Annotated in this window: 23 protein-coding genes and 3 tRNA genes; 11 read left to right on the top strand and 15 right to left on the bottom strand. The window is 52.1% G+C overall.

The features are described from left to right. Positions 1 to 2 precede the first annotated feature (2 nt). From amiB to nnr, 3 genes are read right to left on the bottom strand one after another with little or no spacing between them, the layout of a single operon-like run. On the bottom strand, positions 3 to 1,340 hold the full coding sequence (amiB, locus tag HEN33_RS05955) for an N-acetylmuramoyl-L-alanine amidase AmiB (protein WP_176263637.1): 1,338 nt from the start codon (positions 1,338 to 1,340) through the stop codon (positions 3 to 5). Between the two features lie 18 nt (positions 1,341 to 1,358). Then, positions 1,359 to 1,820, bottom strand: a complete 462-nt coding sequence (gene tsaE / locus HEN33_RS05960; protein WP_000981977.1) for a tRNA (adenosine(37)-N6)-threonylcarbamoyltransferase complex ATPase subunit type 1 TsaE — start codon at positions 1,818 to 1,820, stop codon at positions 1,359 to 1,361. Next, positions 1,792 to 3,339, bottom strand: coding sequence for a bifunctional ADP-dependent NAD(P)H-hydrate dehydratase/NAD(P)H-hydrate epimerase (nnr, locus tag HEN33_RS05965; protein ID WP_105272304.1), 1,548 nt, complete (start codon positions 3,337 to 3,339; stop codon positions 1,792 to 1,794). Before nnr ends, tsaE begins: the two co-directional genes overlap by 29 nt. On the opposite strand from nnr, the gene queG reads away from it, so the two are divergent. Then, the gene (gene queG, locus HEN33_RS05970) at positions 3,338 to 4,477 is read left to right on the top strand and encodes a tRNA epoxyqueuosine(34) reductase QueG (RefSeq protein WP_001294196.1); all 1,140 of its coding nucleotides are present in this window, start codon (positions 3,338 to 3,340) and stop codon (positions 4,475 to 4,477) included. The two genes, nnr and queG, sit on opposite strands and share 2 nt — an antisense overlap. Here the strand turns inward: queG and HEN33_RS05975 are convergent. From HEN33_RS05975 to orn, 5 genes are all read right to left on the bottom strand, one after another. Next, the gene (locus tag HEN33_RS05975) at positions 4,460 to 4,513 is read right to left on the bottom strand and encodes a hypothetical protein (RefSeq protein ID WP_010723271.1); all 54 of its coding nucleotides are present in this window, start codon (positions 4,511 to 4,513) and stop codon (positions 4,460 to 4,462) included. The genes queG and HEN33_RS05975 overlap by 18 nt on opposite strands. A gap of 233 nt (positions 4,514 to 4,746) precedes the next feature. Continuing rightward, positions 4,747 to 4,822 (bottom strand) — tRNA-Gly (locus HEN33_RS05980). Between the two features lie 35 nt (positions 4,823 to 4,857). Continuing rightward, positions 4,858 to 4,933: transfer RNA gene (locus HEN33_RS05985), tRNA-Gly, on the bottom strand. Positions 4,934 to 5,090: 157 nt separating this feature from the next. Then, positions 5,091 to 5,166 (bottom strand) — tRNA-Gly (locus HEN33_RS05990). Between the two features lie 210 nt (positions 5,167 to 5,376). After that, positions 5,377 to 5,922 (bottom strand): oligoribonuclease, encoded by a 546-nt coding sequence (gene orn, locus HEN33_RS05995; RefSeq protein ID WP_105277360.1) that lies wholly within the window; start codon positions 5,920 to 5,922, stop codon positions 5,377 to 5,379. Between the two features lie 94 nt (positions 5,923 to 6,016). On the opposite strand from orn, the gene rsgA reads away from it, so the two are divergent. From rsgA to mscM, 3 genes are all read left to right on the top strand, one after another. After that, positions 6,017 to 7,069 carry a small ribosomal subunit biogenesis GTPase RsgA gene (gene rsgA / locus HEN33_RS06000; protein WP_000041977.1) on the top strand — a complete coding sequence of 351 codons (1,053 nt, stop codon included), beginning with the start codon at positions 6,017 to 6,019 and terminating at the stop codon, positions 7,067 to 7,069. Between the two features lie 96 nt (positions 7,070 to 7,165). Then, complete coding sequence (gene asd, locus HEN33_RS06005) at positions 7,166 to 8,134, top strand: archaetidylserine decarboxylase (RefSeq protein WP_032185738.1); 969 nt, start codon at positions 7,166 to 7,168, stop codon at positions 8,132 to 8,134. Between the two features lie 21 nt (positions 8,135 to 8,155). Next, on the top strand, positions 8,156 to 11,479 hold the full coding sequence (mscM, locus tag HEN33_RS06010; RefSeq protein ID WP_001236835.1) for a miniconductance mechanosensitive channel MscM: 3,324 nt from the start codon (positions 8,156 to 8,158) through the stop codon (positions 11,477 to 11,479). A 28-nt stretch (positions 11,480 to 11,507) separates the two neighbouring features. Here mscM and HEN33_RS06015 read toward each other — a convergent pair whose 3' ends face one another. The 3 genes from HEN33_RS06015 to epmA form a co-directional block, all read right to left on the bottom strand. Next, a complete protein-coding gene (locus tag HEN33_RS06015; protein ID WP_001276175.1) occupies positions 11,508 to 11,822 on the bottom strand; it encodes a YjeO family protein in 315 nt (104 codons plus the stop codon). 97 nt (positions 11,823 to 11,919) lie between these two features. Further along, on the bottom strand, positions 11,920 to 13,422 hold the full coding sequence (gene yjeM, locus HEN33_RS06020) for a glutamate/gamma-aminobutyrate family transporter YjeM (protein ID WP_176263638.1): 1,503 nt from the start codon (positions 13,420 to 13,422) through the stop codon (positions 11,920 to 11,922). A gap of 218 nt (positions 13,423 to 13,640) precedes the next feature. Then, positions 13,641 to 14,618: an elongation factor P--(R)-beta-lysine ligase gene (gene epmA / locus HEN33_RS06025; RefSeq protein WP_000004771.1), complete on the bottom strand. Its 978-nt coding sequence runs from the start codon at positions 14,616 to 14,618 to the stop codon at positions 13,641 to 13,643. Between the two features lie 324 nt (positions 14,619 to 14,942). On the opposite strand from epmA, the gene frdA reads away from it, so the two are divergent. The 6 genes from frdA to blc all read left to right on the top strand — a co-directional run bounded on the left by frdA (position 14,943) and on the right by blc (position 20,072). Beyond that, positions 14,943 to 16,751, top strand: a complete 1,809-nt coding sequence (gene frdA, locus HEN33_RS06030; protein ID WP_001192973.1) for a fumarate reductase (quinol) flavoprotein subunit — start codon at positions 14,943 to 14,945, stop codon at positions 16,749 to 16,751. Then, a complete protein-coding gene (gene frdB, locus HEN33_RS06035; protein ID WP_000829498.1) occupies positions 16,744 to 17,478 on the top strand; it encodes a fumarate reductase iron-sulfur protein in 735 nt (244 codons plus the stop codon). The genes frdA and frdB overlap by 8 nt, the downstream gene beginning before the upstream one ends. Before the next feature lie 10 nt (positions 17,479 to 17,488). Beyond that, positions 17,489 to 17,884: a fumarate reductase subunit FrdC gene (gene frdC, locus HEN33_RS06040; RefSeq protein WP_000208757.1), complete on the top strand. Its 396-nt coding sequence runs from the start codon at positions 17,489 to 17,491 to the stop codon at positions 17,882 to 17,884. Between the two features lie 10 nt (positions 17,885 to 17,894). Then, positions 17,895 to 18,254 carry a fumarate reductase subunit FrdD gene (gene frdD, locus HEN33_RS06045; RefSeq protein WP_000609663.1) on the top strand — a complete coding sequence of 120 codons (360 nt, stop codon included), beginning with the start codon at positions 17,895 to 17,897 and terminating at the stop codon, positions 18,252 to 18,254. A 62-nt stretch (positions 18,255 to 18,316) separates the two neighbouring features. Continuing rightward, positions 18,317 to 19,450 carry a BlaEC family class C beta-lactamase gene (locus HEN33_RS06050; RefSeq protein ID WP_176263639.1) on the top strand — a complete coding sequence of 378 codons (1,134 nt, stop codon included), beginning with the start codon at positions 18,317 to 18,319 and terminating at the stop codon, positions 19,448 to 19,450. An 88-nt stretch (positions 19,451 to 19,538) separates the two neighbouring features. Further along, positions 19,539 to 20,072, top strand: a complete 534-nt coding sequence (gene blc, locus HEN33_RS06055) for a lipocalin Blc (RefSeq protein WP_001238369.1) — start codon at positions 19,539 to 19,541, stop codon at positions 20,070 to 20,072. On the opposite strand, the gene sugE is transcribed toward blc, so the two are convergent. The 4 genes from sugE to efp form a co-directional block, all read right to left on the bottom strand. Beyond that, complete coding sequence (gene sugE, locus HEN33_RS06060) at positions 20,069 to 20,386, bottom strand: quaternary ammonium compound efflux SMR transporter SugE (RefSeq protein WP_000118482.1); 318 nt, start codon at positions 20,384 to 20,386, stop codon at positions 20,069 to 20,071. The genes blc and sugE overlap by 4 nt on opposite strands. 174 nt (positions 20,387 to 20,560) lie before the next feature. Next, entirely contained in the window at positions 20,561 to 20,707 is a 147-nt protein-coding gene (ecnB, locus tag HEN33_RS06065) for a lipoprotein toxin entericidin B (protein ID WP_000239596.1), read from the bottom strand. Positions 20,708 to 20,817: 110 nt separating this feature from the next. After that, complete coding sequence (gene ecnA, locus HEN33_RS06070; protein ID WP_000977757.1) at positions 20,818 to 20,943, bottom strand: lipoprotein antitoxin entericidin A; 126 nt, start codon at positions 20,941 to 20,943, stop codon at positions 20,818 to 20,820. A 51-nt stretch (positions 20,944 to 20,994) separates the two neighbouring features. After that, complete coding sequence (efp, locus tag HEN33_RS06075; RefSeq protein ID WP_000257278.1) at positions 20,995 to 21,561, bottom strand: elongation factor P; 567 nt, start codon at positions 21,559 to 21,561, stop codon at positions 20,995 to 20,997. A 41-nt stretch (positions 21,562 to 21,602) separates the two neighbouring features. Here efp and epmB point away from each other — a divergent pair, with 41 nt between their 5' ends. Beyond that, positions 21,603 to 22,631 carry an EF-P beta-lysylation protein EpmB gene (gene epmB, locus HEN33_RS06080; RefSeq protein ID WP_000940518.1) on the top strand — a complete coding sequence of 343 codons (1,029 nt, stop codon included), beginning with the start codon at positions 21,603 to 21,605 and terminating at the stop codon, positions 22,629 to 22,631. Positions 22,632 to 22,850: the final 219 nt, after the last annotated feature.

A 22,850-nucleotide genomic window follows, 5' to 3' on the forward strand; every position in this document is an offset into this window, starting at 1 on the left:
CCTTAGTTTGGCAGCGTGCGATCTGGCGTCGTCACCGTGCTGGCCGTTTGTGCCGTTGCCCCCTGCGGCGCAGATTGCATCGGATGCGCAAGGAAATAATTGCGCAGGCCTTTGTAAATGGCTTCTGCCAGCTGTTGTTGGTAATCGTCGCTCGCCAGCAAACGTTCTTCGCTGTTGTTGCTGATAAAACCGGTTTCGACCAGTACTGATGGGATATCCGGCGAACGCAGAACGCCAAGGCTGGCGTGTTCTGGTCGACGTTTATGTATTTCGCCAATGCGTTGCAACTGGCTGATCATACTGGTCGCTACATCATACCCTACCCGCTGGGAATGACCGAACTGTAAATCCAGCACCGCCTGGCTTAAATAGGGGTCAGACTGACTGTTCGCCAGCACATCGCCCGCCCCGCCCAGCAGCTCCGACTGTTTCTCATGCTGCTCCAGCCAGCTGGCCATTTCGCTGTTGGCGCGACGGTTAGAGAGCACCCATACGGAAGCGCCAGTCGCACTGCGGTTCGGTGCGGCATCAGCGTGAATCGACACGAGGAAATTGGCGTTTTGCTTACGTGCCACATCGCTGCGCCCCATTACCGAGATAAAGTAATCCCCGTCACGGGTTAAAACGCCCTTAAACATCGGATCATCATTGAGTAAAGTACGCAATTTACGCGCGATGGCGATGGTGACATTTTTCTCCCGCGTACCACCAGGGCCGATAGCGCCAGGATCCTGACCGCCGTGTCCGGCATCAATAGCGATGATAATTTTATCGCCTGTGTTAGCCGTCGCGCGCACTGCCGGACGCATTACCGTATTACTGCTGATAACACCCGTAGTGCGGTTACTTTCGGTTTTAAACGGATTACGCGCCGGTTCGCTGACGCGCGGTGCGACAACCGCAGGCGTTTCAACGCGCTTCGCAACCACTGGCGGCGGTGGAGGCGGTGGCGGCGCATCAGCGTTAATCGTAAAGACGACAGTGTAATTGTTACCATTCTGCCGCTTCACCGCTTCGGTTTTACCGTTTTCGGTGAGATCGACCACCAGCCGTAGCGTTTGTGCATCTTTAGGCGTTCCAGAGCGAATCGCCTTCACCAGATTATTACCGCTGAACAACAACGGTAGCCCCTGAATCACACCCGTTTGTTTGATATCGAGCGCCACGGTGCGTTTGTTTTGATGGCTAAACGCGTAATCAGGATCGCCAGTAAAACTCAATGTTATTCGCGCCTGTTGATTACCGTTAGAAACCTGAATATCAGAGAGCGTAGCGGCGCCAGCCTGCGCGCACAGCAGCAGCAACGTCGCTACCAACCAATTTCTGATGCGATACATCATCCCGCCACCTTTCAAAGGTTAACCGGCTAAACGCGCCAGCAACAATTCACCCGCAGAGGAAACCGCGCTCACGCGCGCCTCACGGCCTTGTGCCTGATAATCAATGTGTATTTCGACATCCGGGTCAGGAAGAACACCTGTACCTTGTTGTGGCCACTCCACCAGGCAGATGGCATCGTTAGCAAAATAATCGCGGATCCCCATAAACTCCAGCTCCTCGGGATCGGCAAGGCGGTATAAATCAAAGTGATACACCATTAAGTTGTCGAGCGTATAGGGTTCGACCAGCGTATAAGTGGGGCTTTTGACATTACCCTGATGACCCAGAGCCTGTAAGAAGCCCCGGCTAAAGGTGGTTTTACCTGCGCCTAAATCGCCATACAGATAGATTACAGTCGCGCCATCGCAGGCTTTCGCTACCCGCTCGCCCAGGTCTAATGTTGCCTGCTCATCAGGGAGCGGAATTACTCGATTCATCATGGTTTTTATCAGTCACTTCCGGGTTAACAATACGCTGTAGCGTGGAAAAGAGATCGGTCGCCAGCATTCCGCGCGTTCCAAAACGCGCCGCCAGTACGTCAGCTGCCGTACCGTGTGCGACACAGCCCGCGCACGCTGCATCATACGGCGACAGTTTTTGCCCAAGCAATGCGCCAATAATACCAGAGAGCACATCGCCCATGCCGCCGCTCGCCATGCCTGCATTTCCGGCATCAATAATGCCTAAAGCGTCAGGATGGGCGGCGACCACGGTTCCGGCACCTTTCAGCACCGCTACGCCGCCATAACGTTGTACCAGACGTTGGGCGCAATGTAAGCGGTCACTTTCAATTTCAGCGACGGAACAGCCTAACAACCGTGCGGCCTCACCAGGATGCGGCGTGATCACGCGATTGTGACGCTTATCGGGATTGATTGCCAGCAGGTTCAATGCATCGGCATCCCACAACATCGGTTTGCGAAAATTCTCAACTTTTTGCAGGGCTTTTTTCCCCCACTCTTGCTGGCCCAGACCGGGACCAATCACCACCACATCGGCCCATTCCAGGCTTTCGGTAAGAGAGTCCATAGTCAGTTCATGCACCATCAATTCCGGTCGTGCAGTCAGCAGCGGCGCAATGTTCTCACTGCGGGTCAGTACTCTGACTAAACCAGCGCCAGCACGCAGCGCCGCTTCCCCCGTCATACGAATAGCCCCCGCCGTGCCGTGATCGCCACCAACAATCACCAGCCGCCCGTGATCGCCTTTATGCGAAGTCGGGCGACGCGGTTTCAGCCAGTGAGAAAGTTGTTCTGCCGAAAACCGCTGAATTTTCGTCTCCTGACCTGCCAACCAACTGTCCAGCCCCAGCGAGTCAAAATGCAGTTTTCCGGTAATATCCCGTGCTTTCCCGGTGAGCAAGCCAGGTTTCAGCGCAATAAAAGTGATGGTGTGATCGGCGTTGATCACCGCGCCTGGCGTAGCGCCGGTTTCAGCCAGCAGGCCGGAAGGGATATCAACCGCCACAATCGGCGCAGGGTGAGTATTAGCGTGGTCGATTAACTGGCTAATGGATTCGCGGGGCGCGTGCTGCAATCCGGTACCGAGCAGCGCATCAACAATCAGATCTACTGACTCGGGCCAGACAATATTCGAAGCATGGATCTCGCCTCCCGCGTTTAACCATGCATCGCGTGCCTGCGCGGCCTCTTCCGGCAACGGTTTGTCACTTTCCTGGGCCAGTAGCGTGACATCTATACCGATCGCTTTGGCCAGCCGCGCGACCACGTAGCCATCGCCGCCGTTATTACCATGACCGCACAGCACCAGCCAGTGGCGGGCGTCAGGATAAGCCGAACGACACACCTGGAATGCGGCTTCACCAGCGCGAAGCATCAGTTCATAGAGTGTAAGCCCCAGCGCATCTGCCGCCTCGCGTTCGCCGCGGCGGATATCGTCGGCGTGCCAGACGGTGTGTGGTATACTTACGGGGTTTTTCTTCATTGTATGGTCCGTCATGTCAGAGCCCCTCGATCTCAATCAGTTAGCGCAAAAAATTAAACAGTGGGGGCTGGAACTGGGCTTTCAGCAGGTAGGTATTACCGATACCGATCTCAGCGCGTCCGAGCCCAAACTGCAAGCATGGCTGGACAAACAATACCACGGCGAAATGGATTGGATGGCGCGTCACGGTATGCTGCGCGCCCGCCCCCATGAGTTATTGCCCGGTACGCTGCGCGTCATCAGCGTGCGGATGAATTACCTTCCTGCTAACGCTGCATTTGCCAGCACGCTGAAAAACCCCAAACTCGGCTATGTAAGTCGTTATGCGTTGGGCCGTGACTATCACAAACTTCTGCGCAACCGACTCAAAAAGCTGGGCGAGATGATTCAGCAACATTGTGTTTCGCTGAATTTTAGACCGTTTGTCGATTCTGCGCCTATTCTCGAGCGCCCGTTAGCTGAAAAAGCAGGTCTTGGCTGGACAGGTAAGCACTCACTTATCCTCAATCGCGAGGCCGGTTCGTTCTTCTTTTTAGGTGAATTACTGGTCGATATTCCGCTGCCCGTGGATCAACCGGTCGAGGAAGGATGCGGTAAATGCGTGGCTTGTATGACGATTTGCCCGACCGGCGCCATCGTTGAGCCATATACCGTCGATGCTCGCCGCTGTATCTCTTATCTCACCATTGAACTGGAAGGGGCGATCCCGGAAGAGCTGCGTCCATTGATGGGAAACCGTATTTACGGTTGCGATGACTGCCAGCTTATCTGCCCGTGGAATCGCTATTCGCAACTCACTAAAGAAGACGATTTCAGCCCGCGCAAACCACTACACGCACCGGAACTCATTGAGTTATTCGCCTGGAGTGAAGAGAAGTTTTTAAAAGTCACGGAAGGTTCGGCGATTCGCCGTATAGGTCACCTGCGTTGGCTGCGTAATATCGCCGTGGCATTAGGCAATGCCCCCTGGGATAAAACGATTTTGACAGCGCTGGAAAGTCGTAAAGGTGAGCACCCACTTCTTGATGAGCACATAGCGTGGGCGATTGCGCAGCAAATCGAGAGGCGAAATGCGTGCGTCGTAGAGGTACAACTACCGAAAAAACAGCGTCTGGTTCGGGTCATTGAAAAAGGGTTACCGCGTGACGCCTGATTCATCCACAGCTTGTGAATAAAAATAAAAACGCATTGCAATTCAAGGCGAATAAAATCGTCAAGTGATCGACTCGACAAAACGAGATCTTAATTTTCAACCTATATATCAATAAGTTAAAAAAATACTATTCACCGTGCGAAGTTTCTTTGAAATTAAAATTACGACATGAGGCTGTGGATAACTCTGTTTACAAGAGTTTGTCAGAGACAACAAAAACCAGCAATAACGCATCGCGTCGCTGTGGATATTTTATTGAGAGAAGAATTTGGAGCGGGAAACGAGACTCGAACTCGCGACCCCGACCTTGGCAAGGTCGTGCTCTACCAACTGAGCTATTCCCGCTTGGGTGGTCTGTGCTTTGCAGCACTTTCAAATTTTGGAGCGGGAAACGAGACTCGAACTCGCGACCCCGACCTTGGCAAGGTCGTGCTCTACCAACTGAGCTATTCCCGCTTAATCTTCGTCTTTCGAACCGCTACTGCCTTGGCTGCCTTCACTCACCTTAGTCACTTACTTTTGTAAGCTCCCAAGAATTCGTTCAGTTGCCGCCTTGTCGCAATTCGAAATACTGCGATTGGGTGGTCTGTGCTTTGCAGCACTTTTCAAATTTTGGAGCGGGAAACGAGACTCGAACTCGCGACCCCGACCTTGGCAAGGTCGTGCTCTACCAACTGAGCTATTCCCGCGTACTACTTAATTTTGCTTTCGTAATTTTCGCATTTCTGCGTCGTTACGGGAGGCGCATTATACGAGAAATCTTTTCCTCTGCAACCCCCCTAAAAATTTTTTTTTGAGTTTTTATCTCAAGTGCTGAAATTATCAGCAAGACGTTCAATTTAGCGTCAAAATCACGCCGCCGCAAGTGGATTCCGGCGCTTACGTGACCAGGAAAAATTTTACAGCTTGATAAAATGCTCGCGGTAGTAAGCCAGTTCTGCCACCGACTCACGGATATCATCCATCGCCTGATGCGTCCCCTGCTTGGTAAAACCATCAAGAATTTCCGGCTTCCAGCGGCGCGCCAGCTCTTTCAGTGTGCTGACATCCAGATAGCGGTAGTGGAAGTAGGCTTCCAGCTCCGGCATGTATTTAAACAGGAAGCGACGGTCCTGGCCGATGCTGTTACCACAGATCGGCGATTTACCCGCAGGCACCCACTGTTTTAAAAATTCGAGCGTCGCCAGTTCCGCTTCCCGATCGCCCATCGTGCTCGCTTTCACGCGATCCACCAGCCCGCTGGCGGTATGAGTACGGACATTCCAGTCATCCATCATCGCCAGCTGTTCATCGGACTGGTGTACTGCAATGGTCGGCCCTTCTGCCAGAATATTCAGGTTGGCGTCGGTCACCAGCGTGGCAATCTCAATAATGCGATCGCGCTCGGGATCCAGACCGGTCATCTCAAGATCGATCCAAATCAGGTTGTTTTCATTGGCACTCATGCTATTTTCCACCCATTCACAGTGACTATATTGATCCACAATTGCGTGTATCATAGATGTTTTGCCCATCAGGGGCGACCAGGAGTCAGTACGATTGAGTAAAAATAAACTCTCCAAAGGCCAGCAGCGCCGCGTGAACGCCAATCACCAGCGTCGTCTTAAAACGTCTAAGGAGAAGCCCGACTACGACGACAATCTGTTTGGCGAGCCTGATGAAGGTATCGTCATCAGCCGCTTTGGTATGCACGCTGATGTGGAATCTGCCGATGGCGACGTTCACCGCTGCAATATTCGCCGTACCATCCGTTCGCTGGTGACCGGCGACCGCGTAGTCTGGCGTCCGGGAAAACCGGCGGCGGAAGGCGTAAATGTCAAAGGGATCGTGGAAGCGGTGCATGAGCGCACCTCAGTGTTGACGCGCCCGGATTTCTACGACGGTGTGAAACCCATTGCTGCCAACATCGACCAGATTGTCATTGTCTCCGCGATTTTGCCGGAGCTGTCGCTCAATATTATCGACCGTTACCTGGTGGCCTGCGAAACCTTGCAGATTGAGCCTATTATTGTGCTCAACAAGATAGACCTGCTGGACGACGAAGGCATGGAATTCGTCAACGAGCAGATGGATATCTACCGCAATATCGGTTATCGCGTATTGATGGTTTCCAGTCATACTCAGGATGGACTGAAACCGCTGGAAGAGGCGTTGACCGGGCGCATCAGTATTTTTGCCGGGCAGTCTGGCGTCGGCAAATCCAGCCTGCTGAACGCGTTGCTGGGGCTGCAAAAAGAGATCCTGACCAACGACGTCTCGGATAACTCGGGGCTTGGTCAGCACACCACGACTGCCGCGCGGCTGTATCACTTCCCGCACGGCGGTGATGTGATTGATTCCCCTGGTGTGCGTGAGTTTGGTCTCTGGCATCTGGAACCGGAACAAATTACTCGGGGTTTTGTCGAATTCCATGACTACTTAGGTCTGTGTAAATATCGCGATTGCAAACACGATACCGATCCGGGCTGCGCTATCCGGGAAGCGGTTGAGGAAGGGAAAATCGCGGAAACCCGTTTCGAAAACTATCACCGTATTCTGGAAAGCATGGCGCAGGTAAAAACGCGTAAAAACTTTTCTGATACGGATGACTGACAATTAAGCTAACCGTCGTTAGAATCGTCCCCTTTTTTTCAGGATCCGGCATGTAGGCCGGATCAGGAACGACAAAACAATGGCCTGGAGGCTACCTTGTTAAATTCATTTAAACTTTCGCTACAGTACATTCTGCCGAAATTATGGCTTACTCGCCTGGCGGGTTGGGGCGCAAGCAAGCGGGCAGGATGGCTGACAAAACTGGTTATCGATCTGTTCGTTAAATACTACAAGGTCGACATGAAAGAGGCGCAAAAGCCGGACACCGCCAGCTACCGCACCTTTAACGAATTCTTTGTCCGTCCGCTGCGTGACGAAGTACGCCCAATCGATACCGATCCTAATGTACTGGTCATGCCTGCCGATGGCGTTATCAGCCAGTTAGGTAAAATCGAAGAAGATAAAATCCTGCAAGCTAAAGGCCACAACTACAGCCTCGAAGCTCTGCTGGCAGGGAACTATCTGATGGCGGATCTTTTCCGTAACGGTACGTTTGTGACCACTTACCTCTCTCCGCGTGACTACCACCGCGTACACATGCCGTGCAACGGTATTCTGCGTGAGATGATCTATGTGCCGGGCGATCTCTTCTCCGTTAACCATCTCACCGCTCAGAACGTGCCGAATCTATTTGCCCGTAACGAACGCGTGATCTGCCTGTTCGATACCGAATTTGGCCCGATGGCGCAGATTCTGGTCGGGGCGACGATTGTTGGCAGCATTGAAACTGTCTGGGCGGGCACCATTACGCCGCCGCGCGAAGGCATCATCAAGCGCTGGACCTGGCCTGCCGGAGAAAACGACGGTTCTGTGGCGCTGCTGAAAGGCCAGGAAATGGGTCGCTTTAAACTCGGCTCTACCGTTATCAACCTGTTTGCACCGGGTAAAGTTAATCTGGTTGAGCAACTGGAAAGCCTGTCTGTCACGAAAATTGGTCAGCCACTGGCAGTATCTACCGAAACCTTTGTTGCGCCAGACGCAGAACCTGCCCCGCTTCCTGCTGAAGAGATCGAGGCAGAACACGACGCCAGCCCATTGGTTGACGACAAAAAAGACCAAGTCTAATCCATCAAAGGAAACGCTGACGTGCGCCTGATTATCACTTTTCTGATGGCCTGGTGCCTCAGTTGGGGGGCGTACGCCGCGACGGCCCCCGATAGTAAACAAATCACCCAGGAACTGGAGCAGGCAAAAGCGGCGAAACCCGCGCAGCCGGAAGTCGTAGAGGCACTCCAGTCCGCCTTAAATGCGCTTGAGGAACGAAAAGGTTCCCTTGAGCGCATCAAGCAATATCAAGAAGTCATTGATAATTACCCGAAACTTTCCGCTACTCTGCGCGCGCAATTAAACAACATGCGTGACGAGCCGCGCAGCGTATCGCCGGGAATGTCTACCGACGCGCTGAATCAGGAAATTCTCCAGGTCAGCAGTCAGTTACTGGATAAGAGCCGTCAGGCCCAGCAAGAGCAGGAGCGCGCCCGCGAGATTGCCGATTCGCTGAATCAACTGCCGCAACAGCAAACTGACGCCCGCCGCCAGTTGAATGAAATCGAGCGCCGCCTTGGAACGCTTACCGGCAATACCCCGCTTAATCAGGCGCAAAATTTTGCTTTGCAATCTGACTCTGCACGACTGAAGGCGCTCGTTGATGAACTGGAATTGGCGCAGCTGTCTGCCAATAACCGCCAGGAATTAGCGCGTTTACGCTCAGAGCTGGCGGAAAAAGAGAGCCAGCAGCTGGATGCATATTTGCAGGCCTTGCGTAATCAGTTGAACAGCCAACGTCAGCTTGAGGCGGAGCGGGCGCTGGAAAGCACCGAACTTCTGGCGGAAAACAGTGCCGATTTGCCGAAAGATATCGTCGCGCAATTCAAAATTAACCGCGAGCTGTCGGCGGCGTTGAATCAACAGGCGCAGCGGATGGATCTCGTTGCCTCGCAACAGCGTCAGGCTGCCAGCCAGACGTTACAGGTCCGGCAGGCGTTGAATACGCTGCGTGAACAATCACAATGGCTGGGATCGTCCAACCTACTCGGTGAAGCGTTGCGGGCGCAGGTGGCACGGCTACCGGAAATGCCGAAACCACAACAGCTTGATACCGAAATGGCGCAGTTGCGTGTGCAACGGTTACGTTATGAGGATCTGCTCAATAAACAGCCGCTGCTACGGCAAATCCATCAGGCAGACGGTCAGCCGCTGACCGCCGAGCAAAACCGTATTCTGGAAGCACAGCTACGCACTCAGCGTGAGTTGCTGAACTCATTGTTGCAGGGTGGCGACACGTTACTGCTGGAGCTGACCAAGCTGAAAGTCTCCAACGGGCAACTGGAAGATGCGCTGAAAGAAGTGAATGAAGCGACGCACCGCTACCTGTTCTGGACTTCTGACGTGCGCCCGATGACCATCGCCTGGCCGCTGGAGATCGCTCAGGATCTGCGTCGTCTCATTTCGCTGGACACCTTCAGTCAGTTGGGCAAAGCCAGCGTAATGATGCTGACCAGCAAAGAGACGATTTTGCCGCTGTTTGGCGCGTTGATTCTGGTCGGTTGCAGTATTTACTCACGCCGCTATTTCACCCGTTTTCTTGAACGTTCGGCGGCGAAAGTCGGCAAAGTGACTCAGGATCACTTCTGGCTGACGTTGCGCACCCTTTTCTGGTCGATTCTCGTCGCATCACCGCTACCGGTGCTGTGGATGACGCTGGGTTACGGCTTGCGCGAGGCGTGGCCTTATCCGCTGGCGGTCGCAATTGGTGATGGCGTAACGGCCACCGTACCGCTGCTGTGGGTAGTGATGATTTGCGCCACCTTTGCCCGTCCGAACGGCTTGTTTATCGCTCATTTCGGCTGGCCACGCGAACGGGTTTCCCGTGGGATGCGTTACTACCTGATGAGCATCGGGCTTATTGTGCCGCTGATTATGGCGCTGATGATGTTCGATAACCTCGACGACCGTGAATTCTCCGGTTCGCTGGGACGGCTTTGTTTTATCCTCATTTGCGGTGCACTGGCGGTAGTCACCCTCAGCCTGAAAAAGGCCGGGATTCCGTTGTATCTCAACAAAGAAGGCAGCGGCGACAACATTACCAACCATATGCTGTGGAACATGATGATTGGCGCACCGTTGGTTGCCATTCTGGCGTCGGCGGTGGGTTATCTGGCAACGGCACAGGCGCTGTTAGCGAGGCTTGAAACCTCGGTTGCCATCTGGTTTTTGCTACTGGTGGTTTATCACGTTATCCGCCGCTGGATGCTGATCCAACGCCGCAGGCTGGCGTTTGACCGGGCGAAGCATCGCCGGGCAGAGATGTTAGCGCAGCGTGCGCGTGGCGAAGAGGAAGCGCATCATCACAGTAGCCCGGAAGGGGCAATTGAAGTCGATGAAAGCGAAGTCGATCTCGATGCCATCAGTGCGCAATCCTTGCGGCTGGTGCGCTCAATTTTGATGTTGATCGCCTTGCTTTCGGTCATTGTGCTGTGGTCAGAAATCCATTCCGCTTTCGGCTTCCTTGAAAATATTTCGCTGTGGGATGTCACTTCCACGGTACAGGGCGTAGAAAGTTTGGAACCGATTACCCTCGGTGCGGTGCTGATCGCCATTCTGGTGTTTATCATCACCACGCAGCTGGTGCGCAACCTGCCCGCGCTGCTGGAATTGGCTATTTTGCAGCACCTCGATTTAACGCCCGGTACCGGCTACGCCATCACCACCATCACCAAATATCTACTGATGCTGATTGGTGGGCTGGTCGGTTTCTCGATGATTGGTATTGAGTGGTCGAAATTACAGTGGCTGGTCGCCGCGCTCGGTGTTGGTCTGGGCTTTGGTTTGCAGGAAATTTTCGCCAACTTTATCTCTGGCCTGATCATCCTGTTCGAAAAACCGATTCGCATTGGCGATACGGTGACGATCCGCGATCTCACCGGTAGTGTGACGAAAATTAACACCCGCGCCACCACCATCAGCGACTGGGACCGCAAAGAAATTATCGTGCCGAACAAGGCGTTTATTACCGAGCAGTTTATCAACTGGTCGCTCTCTGACTCGGTCACGCGCGTGGTGTTGACGATTCCGGCCCCTGCCGATGCCAACAGTGAAGAAGTGACGGAAATCCTGCTCACCGCAGCGCGTCGCTGCTCGCTGGTGATCGATAACCCAGCACCGGAAGTCTTCCTGGTGGATCTACAACAGGGGATTCAGATTTTCGAGCTGCGTATTTACGCCGCTGAGATGGGTCACCGCATGCCACTACGCCATGAGATTCACCAGCTGATTCTGGCAGGATTCCATGCCCACGGTATCGATATGCCATTCCCGCCCTTCCAGATGCGTCTGGAAAGCCTGAATGGTAAACAAACGGGGAGAACATTAACTTCTGCGGGCAAAGGTCGTCAGGCGGGAAGTTTGTAAGGTTTTGTGCCGGATGAACCCATCCGGCTCACAAACAAAACTGATAGCGCAGAAAAAACTGCCACAGCCAATAGCCGAAAATAGCCAGCGCGGTGGCGTACATAAACCAGCCGCGTTTTTTTCGCCACAAAGCGAACCAGAGAAAAGGGAAAAAGAGCGGTAACGTCATTATCACACCGACATCACGGGTATCGTCATCTTCGAGATACATCAGCACATCGCAGACGTTATTAATCCCGCGTCCATCAATCATCCACTCTTTGTCCAGCGCGGAAGTGATGGTTATCCAGAGGAACGCCACAATAAACCAGATGCAGCATAAGACAAACATGCGCGCACTCATAAGATAACCCGTAGTTTAATTTCGCTATAGCGCATACGAAATCCCACTAATTCCCTGTCATTGCGCCCTATCGTCAGGCAGACGATAGGGCATCGGGTTATTCCACCGCCCACTGCGGATTTTTTGCCACTCTGCTGCAATAGTTCTGGTAAATCGCCATCGCTAACAGCGAGAAGAAGACAGGGCCGCCAATCATCCACAATGTGCTGTCCCAGTCTCCGGCTTCAACCACAGGTTGAATGATGGTGAAGACGTTCGCAAATGTCACCACCAGTACGACAACCACCGTCGCAATCATTGCCGACATACGCGTTTTGAAAATCACAAACGGTCTGTCGAGATCCTGACGTGCTTTAAAGAATGGGAAAGCCAGCGCGAGGAACAAGTAAGGAAGCGTCATAGACACGTTCGCCATCAGCGTCAGCTTGTTAAAGAACGCCGATGCGGTACCGCCACCAAACGAAACCAGCAGGATGAAGACAGTAACCAATCCGCACTGCATCCACATGGCGATAGATGGCATCCCCATCGCATTCAGGCGCGTCATCGGTTCTGGCCACAACGCTTTCGGCGTCCCCTGGATGATGGCTTTCAGCGGTGAATAGCAAAGCGTAAAGAACGCACCGGTATAAGCGAGGAACATCGAAAGTCCGGTAATACGCGCAAACCATACGCCCAGCGACAATGACGCTTCAGGTGACAAATGCAGTGCGTTACCCAGCGTCATCCCGAGGCTCTTCATCAGCACATAGGTAATATTGCCAAGGTTAACGGAACCATTACTTAATACCTGCTGCCAGTTTGTGCTGACGCCCCATAAAAATATTGCCAGCGAATAACCGATTGAAATAACAATAGCGGCAAAAACAATACCTTTGGCAAAGTTCTTTTCTGGATTTTCCGTTTTATCGACCAGACCACCCACCGCTTCAATTCCGCCATAGGCAAAAATGGCAAATACCACAAACGATAGCATCGCCAGACCGGATTGATATCCAGGGTTCGGTGATGCAAGGAAATTAATATCCTGCGCGAAATGCCCACCGTTTAATAACAAAATAGCAATGCTTACTAACAGCAATACTAAATTAAGACACATTACTGCAATACCGCCCACCGCAGTAATACGGGCAATTTTATTAATCCCTTTTGAAGCAACGACGGTGACCAGAATCATCCATGCCACTGCCAGCAGACCAACCACCTGCGTAGGTTCCAGTCCGGCAATACGCCAGTGCTGGGTCATGTCGCTACCGTAGAGAAATGTTGAGAACGGTACCCAAACTTTCGCGGAGGTGCTCACCATCCAGATGATATAAGAGGAAAACCACATAAACGTACCAATGAAGGCAAAACGTGGTCCGACACTATTATTCATCCAGGAATAGATACCGCCTTCTTCTTTGCGATACGCAGCGCCCATTTCAGCCATCATTAAGGCGAATGGAATAAAGAATAACAATGCAGAAAATATATAAAAGGGAATCGCACTATAACCCATTAAGTAATAAGCCGATGGGCTATTGGCAAATCCAAATACGGAAGTAAAGATCATCAATATGAGTCCTATCAGACTCATCTTTTTTATCGTGTGAGGCATGAAACCATCCTTCATTTCAGCGCGTGTATAAAACGCGCCCACTGAACTGCACCGCCCAACATAGAGCGGGCAGCGTAAAAACCAATACAGAATTGATACCTGGATGATATCAAATATCCAGTCTTAAATTGTGGCCTTTAGCGGAAAAATGAAAACATATGCTACAGAATGGCGCTCATCACGCCATTCTTCGCGGTTAATTCAGTAATTTTTCAGAATTATGCCCGGTCAACGCTAAAGGCGATGACTTCAGCCAGTGTCTCCGCGCCCAGCGCCAACATCACCAGACGATCAACGCCTAATGCCACGCCGGAACAGTCAGGCATACCGACTTTCAAGGCTTCAATAAGATTCTGGTCAATGGGGTGCTGCGGCAAACCGCGCGCCGCGCGCTTACGGTTATCTTGTTCAAAACGTTGTTGCTGCTCACGGGCATCCGTCAATTCATGGAAACCATTCGCCAGCTCAATACCTTTATAATAAACCTCAAAGCGTTCAGCGACCCGATGATCTTCGGTACTGATTTGCGCCAGTGATGCCTGGCTGGCCGGAAAGTGGTACACAAAGGTCGGTTTTTCTTTGCCAATATTTGGCTCTACGCCAAAGGTAAACAGCAGTTGTAGCAGCGTGTCGCGGTCTTCTTCGGTATCGGCAACGTTGCTCAAATCCAGTTTCGCTGCCACTTCCCGCAGTTGCGTTTTGTCGGCAGAGAGCGGGTCAATTTCCAGATAACGCAAGAAAGCTTGTTGATAAGAAAGACTTTCTGCTGCCGGGCAGTCAAGCACCTGTTGTAAGAGATCGTCCACCTCGTTCATCAACCGGTACATATCATAGTGCGGTCGATACCACTCAAGCATAGTGAACTCAGGGTTGTGATAACGCCCCATCTCTTCATTACGGAAGCTGCGGCACAGCTGGAATACCGGCCCACAACCGGCAACCAGCAGGCGTTTCATATGGTATTCCGGGCTGGTCATTAACCAGAGATTCATCCCCTGCGAATGCCCAGGGCCAACGAAACGCGTCTCAAACGGGACCAAATGAATATCGGTTACCGTCGCCTGGCTCATACAAGGCGTCTCCACCTCCAGCACTCCACGATCGGCAAAGAAACGACGGATCTCCGCCATAATCGCCGCGCGTTTTAATAAGTTAGGAATGGATGCGCTCGGCTGCCAGGATGCCGTTTCGCTCATAGTTAAATCTCCATTTTTTGACAAGGGCACGAAGTCTACTCGCAACGCGGCGGCGAGACAAATTTTACGCAGGTATCAATCAACGGTGGGCGGTGACTAAAAAAAGCACGATCTGATGGTTTAGTAATTAAATTAATCATCTTCAGTGATAATTTAGCCCTCTTGCGCACTAAAAAAATCGATCTCGTCAAATTTCAGACTTATCCATCAGACTATACTGTTGTACCTATAAAGGAGCAGTGGAATAGCGTTCGCAGACCGTAACTTTCAGGCACTTACCCTGAAGTACGGGGCTGTGGGATAAAAACAATCTGGAGGAATGTCGTGCAAACCTTTCAAGCCGATCTTGCCATTGTAGGCGCCGGTGGCGCGGGATTACGTGCTGCAATTGCTGCCGCGCAGGCAAATCCAAATGCAAAAATCGCACTAATCTCAAAAGTATACCCTATGCGTAGCCATACCGTTGCTGCAGAAGGGGGCTCCGCCGCTGTCGCGCAGGATCATGACAGCTTCGAATATCACTTTCACGATACAGTAGCGGGTGGCGACTGGTTGTGTGAGCAGGATGTCGTGGATTATTTCGTCCACCACTGCCCAACCGAAATGACCCAACTGGAACTGTGGGGATGCCCATGGAGCCGTCGCCCGGATGGTAGCGTCAACGTACGTCGCTTCGGCGGCATGAAAATCGAGCGTACCTGGTTCGCCGCCGATAAAACCGGCTTCCATATGCTGCACACGCTGTTCCAGACTTCTCTGCAATTCCCGCAGATCCAGCGTTTTGACGAACATTTCGTGCTGGATATTCTGGTTGATGATGGTCATGTTCGCGGCCTGGTAGCAATGAACATGATGGAAGGCACGCTGGTGCAGATCCGTGCTAACGCGGTCGTTATGGCTACCGGCGGTGCAGGTCGCGTTTATCGTTACAACACCAACGGCGGCATCGTTACCGGTGACGGTATGGGTATGGCGCTAAGCCACGGCGTTCCGCTGCGTGACATGGAATTCGTTCAGTATCACCCAACCGGTCTGCCAGGTTCCGGTATCCTGATGACCGAAGGCTGCCGCGGTGAAGGCGGTATTCTGGTCAACAAAAATGGCTACCGTTATCTGCAAGATTACGGTATGGGCCCGGAAACTCCGCTGGGCGAGCCGAAAAACAAATATATGGAACTGGGTCCACGCGACAAAGTTTCTCAGGCCTTCTGGCACGAATGGCGTAAAGGCAACACCATCTCCACGCCGCGTGGCGATGTGGTTTATCTCGACCTGCGTCACCTCGGCGAGAAAAAACTGCATGAACGTCTGCCGTTCATCTGCGAACTGGCGAAAGCGTACGTTGGTGTCGATCCGGTTAAAGAACCGATTCCAGTACGTCCGACCGCACACTACACCATGGGCGGTATCGAAACCGATCAGAACTGTGAAACCCGCATTAAAGGTCTGTTCGCCGTGGGTGAATGTTCCTCTGTTGGTCTGCACGGCGCAAACCGTCTGGGCTCCAACTCCCTGGCGGAACTGGTGGTCTTCGGTCGTCTGGCCGGTGAACAAGCGACAGAACGTGCAGCAACTGCCGGTAATGGCAACGAAGCGGCAATTGAAGCGCAGGCTGCTGGCGTTGAACAACGTCTGAAAGATCTGGTTAACCAGGATGGCGGCGAAAACTGGGCGAAGATCCGCGACGAAATGGGCCTGGCTATGGAAGAAGGTTGCGGTATCTACCGTACGCCGGAACTGATGCAGAAAACCATCGACAAGCTGGCTGAGCTACAGGAACGCTTCAAGCGCGTGCGCATCACCGACACCTCCAGCGTGTTCAACACCGACCTGCTCTACACCATTGAACTGGGCCACGGTCTGAACGTTGCTGAATGTATGGCGCACTCTGCAATGGCACGTAAAGAGTCTCGCGGCGCGCACCAGCGCCTGGACGAAGGTTGCACCGAGCGTGACGACGTCAACTTCCTCAAACACACCCTCGCCTTCCGCGATGCTGATGGCACTACTCGCCTGGAGTACAGCGACGTGAAGATTACTACGCTGCCGCCAGCTAAACGCGTTTACGGTGGCGAAGCGGATGCAGCCGATAAGGCGGAAGCAGCCAATAAGAAGGAGAAGGCGAATGGCTGAGATGAAAAACCTGAAAATTGAGGTGGTGCGCTATAACCCGGAAGTCGATACCGCACCGCATAGCGCATTCTATGAAGTGCCTTATGACGCAACTACCTCATTACTGGATGCGCTGGGCTACATCAAAGACAACCTGGCACCGGACCTGAGCTACCGCTGGTCCTGCCGTATGGCGATTTGTGGTTCCTGCGGCATGATGGTTAACAACGTGCCAAAACTGGCATGCAAAACCTTCTTGCGTGACTACACCGACGGTATGAAGGTTGAAGCGTTAGCTAACTTCCCGATTGAACGCGATCTGGTGGTCGATATGACCCACTTCATCGAAAGTCTGGAAGCGATCAAACCGTACATCATCGGCAACTCCCGCACCGCGGATCAGGGTACTAACATCCAGACCCCGGCGCAGATGGCGAAGTATCACCAGTTCTCCGGTTGCATCAACTGTGGTCTGTGCTACGCCGCGTGCCCGCAGTTTGGCCTGAACCCAGAGTTCATCGGTCCGGCTGCCATTACGCTGGCGCATCGTTATAACGAAGATAGCCGCGATCACGGTAAGAAGGAGCGTATGGCGCAGTTGAACAGCCAGAACGGCGTATGGAGCTGTACTTTCGTGGGCTACTGCTCCGAAGTCTGTCCGAAACACGTCGATCCGGCTGCGGCCATTCAGCAGGGCAAAGTAGAAAGTTCGAAAGACTTTCTTATCGCGACCCTGAAACCACGCTAAGGAGTGCAACATGACGACTAAACGTAAACCGTATGTACGGCCAATGACGTCCACCTGGTGGAAAAAATTGCCGTTTTATCGCTTTTACATGCTGCGCGAAGGCACGGCAGTTCCGGCTGTGTGGTTCAGCATTGAACTGATTTTCGGGTTGTTTGCCCTGAAAAATGGCCCGGAAGCCTGGGCGGGATTCGTCGACTTTTTACAAAACCCGGTTATCGTGATCATTAACCTGATCACTCTGGCGGCAGCCCTGCTGCACACCAAAACCTGGTTTGAGCTGGCACCGAAAGCGGCCAATATCATTGTAAAAGACGAAAAAATGGGACCAGAGCCAATTATCAAAAGCCTCTGGGCGGTAACTGTGGTTGCCACCATCGTAATCCTGTTTGTTGCCCTGTACTGGTAAGGAGCCTGAGATGATTAATCCAAATCCAAAGCGTTCTGACGAACCGGTATTCTGGGGCCTCTTCGGGGCCGGTGGTATGTGGAGCGCAATTATTGCGCCGGTGATGATCCTGCTGGTTGGTATTCTGCTGCCACTGGGGCTGTTTCCGGGTGACGCACTGAGCTACGAGCGCGTTCTGGCGTTCGCGCAGAGCTTCATTGGTCGCGTATTCCTGTTCCTGATGATCGTTCTGCCGCTGTGGTGTGGTTTACACCGTATGCACCACGCGATGCACGATCTGAAAATCCACGTACCTGCGGGCAAATGGGTTTTCTACGGTCTGGCTGCTATCCTGACAGTTGTCACACTGATTGGTGTCGTTACAATCTAACGCATCGCCAATGTAAATCCGGCCCGCCTATGGCGGGCCGTTTTGTATGGAAACCAGACCCTATGTTCAAAACGACGCTCTGCGCCTTATTAATTACCGCCTCTTGCTCCACATTTGCTGCCCCTCAACAAATCAACGATATTGTGCATCGCACAATTACCCCGCTTATAGAGCAACAAAAGATCCCCGGTATGGCGGTGGCGGTAATTTATCAGGGTAAACCTTATTACTTTACCTGGGGCTATGCGGACATCGCCAAAAAGCAGCCCGTCACACAGCAAACGTTGTTTGAGTTAGGTTCGGTCAGCAAAACATTTACGGGCGTGCTTGGTGGCAACGCTATTGCACGAGGGGAAATCAAGTTAAGCGATCCCGCGACAAAATACTGGCCTGAACTTACCGCTAAACAGTGGAATGGGATCACACTATTACATCTTGCGACCTACACCGCTGGCGGCCTGCCATTGCAGGTGCCGGATGACGTTAAATCCTCAAGCGACTTGCTGCGCTTCTATCAAAACTGGCAGCCTGCATGGGCTCCAGGAACACAACGTCTGTATGCCAACGCCAGTATTGGGTTGTTCGGTGCACTGGCGGTGAAACCATCCGGTTTGAGCTTTGAACAGGCGATGCAAACTCGTGTTTTCCAGCCACTCAAACTCACTCATACGTGGATTAATGTGCCGTCCGCAGAAGAAAAGAATTACGCCTGGGGATATCGCGAAGGTAAGGCAGTGCATGTTTCGCCAGGGGCGTTAGATGCTGAAGCTTATGGTGTGAAGTCGACCATTGAAGATATGGCCCGCTGGGTGCAAAGCAATTTAAAACCCCGTGATATCAATGAGAAAACACTTCAACAAGGGATACAACTGGCACAATCTCGCTACTGGCAAACCGGCGATATGTATCAGGGCCTGGGCTGGGAAATGCTGGACTGGCCGGTAAATCCTGACATTATCATTAACGGCAGTGACAATAAAATTGCACTGGCAGCACGCCCCGTAAAAGCGATTACGCCCCCAACTCCTGCAGTACGCGCATCATGGGTACATAAAACGGGGGCGACCGGCGGATTTGGTAGCTATGTCGCGTTTATTCCAGAAAAAGAGCTGGGTATCGTGATGCTGGCTAACAAAAATTATCCCAATCCAGCGAGAGTTACCGCCGCCTGGCAGATTCTCAACGCTCTACAGTAAAATTTCATCGGGTCCGAATTTTCGGACCTTTTCTCCGCTTTTCCTTGCTGTCATCTACACTTAGAAAAAAACCAGTAAGGAAACATTTATGCGCCTGCTCCCTCTCGTTGCCGCAGCGACAGCTGCATTTCTGGTCGTTGCCTGCAGTTCTCCTACGCCGCCGCGTGGCGTGACAGTAGTGAATAATTTCGACGCCAAACGTTATCTCGGTACCTGGTATGAGATTGCCCGTTTTGATCACCGCTTTGAACGTGGACTGGAAAAAGTCACCGCAACATACAGCCTACGGGATGACGGCGGCCTGAATGTCATTAATAAAGGCTATAACCCTGACAGAGAAATGTGGCAACAGAGTGAAGGGAAAGCGTACTTTACCGGCGCACCAACTCGCGCTGCGCTGAAAGTGTCATTCTTTGGTCCTTTCTATGGCGGTTATAACGTTATTGCACTCGATCGGGAATACCGCCATGCGCTGGTTTGCGGTCCGGACCGCGACTACCTGTGGATACTCTCCCGCACGCCAACCATTTCTGACGAAGTGAAACAGGAGATGCTGGCAGTCGCGACCCGGGAAGGGTTTGATGTCAGTAAGTTTATTTGGGTACAGCAGCCCGGTAGTTAATGAGTGCTGAGTTTCAGACCAATAATCCCCAATACGATTAACGCCAGACTCGCCAGGCGCATCGGATTAGCGGACTCACCGAGCAGCACAATGCCGGTGATGGCCGCGCCGACTGCGCCAATCCCCGTCCACACAGCATAAGCCGTCCCCACCGGTAACGATTTCATCGCCCACGCAAGTAGCGCCATACTGACAATCATCGCCGTCACGGTAATAACACTTGGCGTCAAACGACTAAAACCGTGGGTATATTTCAGACCAACGGCCCATACCACTTCCAGCAGACCAGCAATAACTAAGATAATCCAGGACATATCAGGCTCCGGAGAATTGGGGCCGTCCCCGGTGAAAAGACGCGTTTGCAGGTCGTCCTGCAAAGCGGTTGGTTGAACGAATATTTTGCCAGGTGGCAGAGGAATTTCAACTATTACCTTAGTGACTATCGCAAAAAAACAAACGGCACGACACAGCTGTCGTACCGTTATTGCTTATTGCTGTGCTTTTGTTGCTGCACCAGAAATCGCGTTACCGCCATCAGAGATATCTTCACCAACGCCACGCGTGGTGTTGCAAGCAGTTAATACTGTTGAAAGCACCAGAACAGAAAAGATCGCTGCAATTGTCTTCTTCACCATAACGTCTTCCTTTTAGGTAATGTTATTTATGTTTGCCTATAGCAAATTAATAATAGACAACATCGCCAAAAATGATGGAAATCTGATGATTTTTCGGAAGAGAAGAAAAATTAGCTGGCAGCGCGGGAGATGGAGTTGCCGAGATGTTTGATATCTTCGCCGAAACCGCGAGCGGTGTTACAGCCCGTGAGCAGCGTGCTGGCAAGCAAAACAAGAACGATAAGGCGTTTCATCATCTCTGACCTGAATAAGTGATGGTGCAGCCTGCAGGCCGCACCACAACCGCATTACTTCACGCGAGAGACGTATTCACCAGAGCGGGTATCCACTTTGATGACTTCGCCGATTTGTACGAACAGCGGAACTTTAACCACAGCGCCAGTAGACAGGGTAGCCGGTTTGCCGCCAGTACCTGCGGTATCACCTTTCAGGCCCGGATCGGTATCAACGATTTCCAGTTCAACGAAGTTCGGCGGAGTAACGGAGATCGGCTGACCATTCCACAGAGTTACGATACACTCTGCCTGATCCAGCAACCATTTGGCGTTGTCGCCAATTGCTTTTGCATCAGCAGACAGCTGCTCGAAAGTTTCGTTGTTCATGAAGTGCCAGAACTCACCGTCGTTGTACAGGTAAGTCAGGTTCATATCGACAACATCAGCGCCTTCAGCGGAATCAGTAGATTTGAAGGTTTTTTCTACGCGAGTACCGGTCAGCAGACGACGCAGTTTAACGCGAGCAAATGCCTGGCCTTTACCCGGTTTTACGAATTCACTCGCTTCAACCGCGTAAGGTTCGCCGTCTAACATGATTTTAAGACCAGCACGAAAATCGTTGCTATAGTACGTTGCCATAAGGCCCTCTGAAATTTATTAATTGGTAGCTAAGCCACAAAATGGCGCATATTGTAACCCTAAATACCCCATCCAGAGAAGATTGGTTAACGCAACTTGCCGATGTTGTGACCGATCCTGATGAACTTCTGCGTCTTTTGAATATAGACGCGGACGAAAAACTGTTGGCCGGACGCAGCGCCAAAAAGCTGTTTGCCCTGCGTGTTCCCCGCTCATTTATCGATCGCATGGAGAAAGGCAATCCGGACGATCCACTTTTGCGTCAGGTACTTACCTCGCAAGATGAGTTTGTCGTCGCGCCCGGATTCTCCACCGACCCGCTGGAAGAACAGCACAGCGTAGTGCCAGGTTTGTTGCATAAATACCACAACCGGGCGCTTTTGCTGGTCAAAGGCGGCTGCGCGGTAAATTGCCGCTATTGCTTCCGTCGCCATTTCCCGTATGCCGAAAATCAGGGCAACAAGCGAAACTGGCAGACGGCACTTGAGTATGTTGCAGCGCATCCGGAACTGGACGAGATGATTTTCTCCGGCGGCGATCCATTGATGGCGAAAGATCACGAGCTGGACTGGTTGCTTACACAACTGGAAGCCATCCCGCATATCAAACGTCTGCGGATTCACAGCCGTCTGCCGATTGTGATCCCGGCACGCATCACAGATGCGCTGGTTGAACGCTTTTCACATTCTACGCTGCAAATCTTGCTGGTGAATCACATCAACCATGCCAATGAGGTAGATGAAACATTCCGCCAGGCGATGGCTAAGTTGCGCCGGGTAGGCGTTACTTTGCTGAACCAGAGCGTTCTGTTACGTGGTGTGAACGATAACGCACAAACGCTGGCAAACCTGAGTAATGCGTTGTTCGATGCGGGCGTGATGCCGTATTACCTGCATGTGCTCGATAAAGTGCAGGGCGCGGCGCATTTTATGGTGAGTGATGACGAAGCACGGCAGATTATGCGTGAGTTGCTGACGCTGGTATCTGGATATATGGTGCCGAAACTGGCGCGCGAGATTGGCGGCGAACCCAGTAAAACGCCACTGGATCTCCAGCTACGCCAGCAGTAACTGATTAAACAGGGAAGTTTAATCTTTGCACGTTGCATAACCTTTAATTATTCATATACATTGCTGTTATTACTTTTTATATAACCAACACCAATAATTAACCTTTCTTTTCTGTTTATATAGAGTGAGCACGGCTATTTATGTTATTTTAACAACTATTACTACCAAGCCCATTTATCTGGCTTATAAATTAAAATTAATTATTTAATTGAGAAATGG

Origin of the sequence: Escherichia sp. 94.0001 (assembly GCF_013369155.2) — a bacterium.
Classification (GTDB): Bacteria; Pseudomonadota; Gammaproteobacteria; order Enterobacterales; family Enterobacteriaceae; genus Escherichia; species Escherichia coli_F.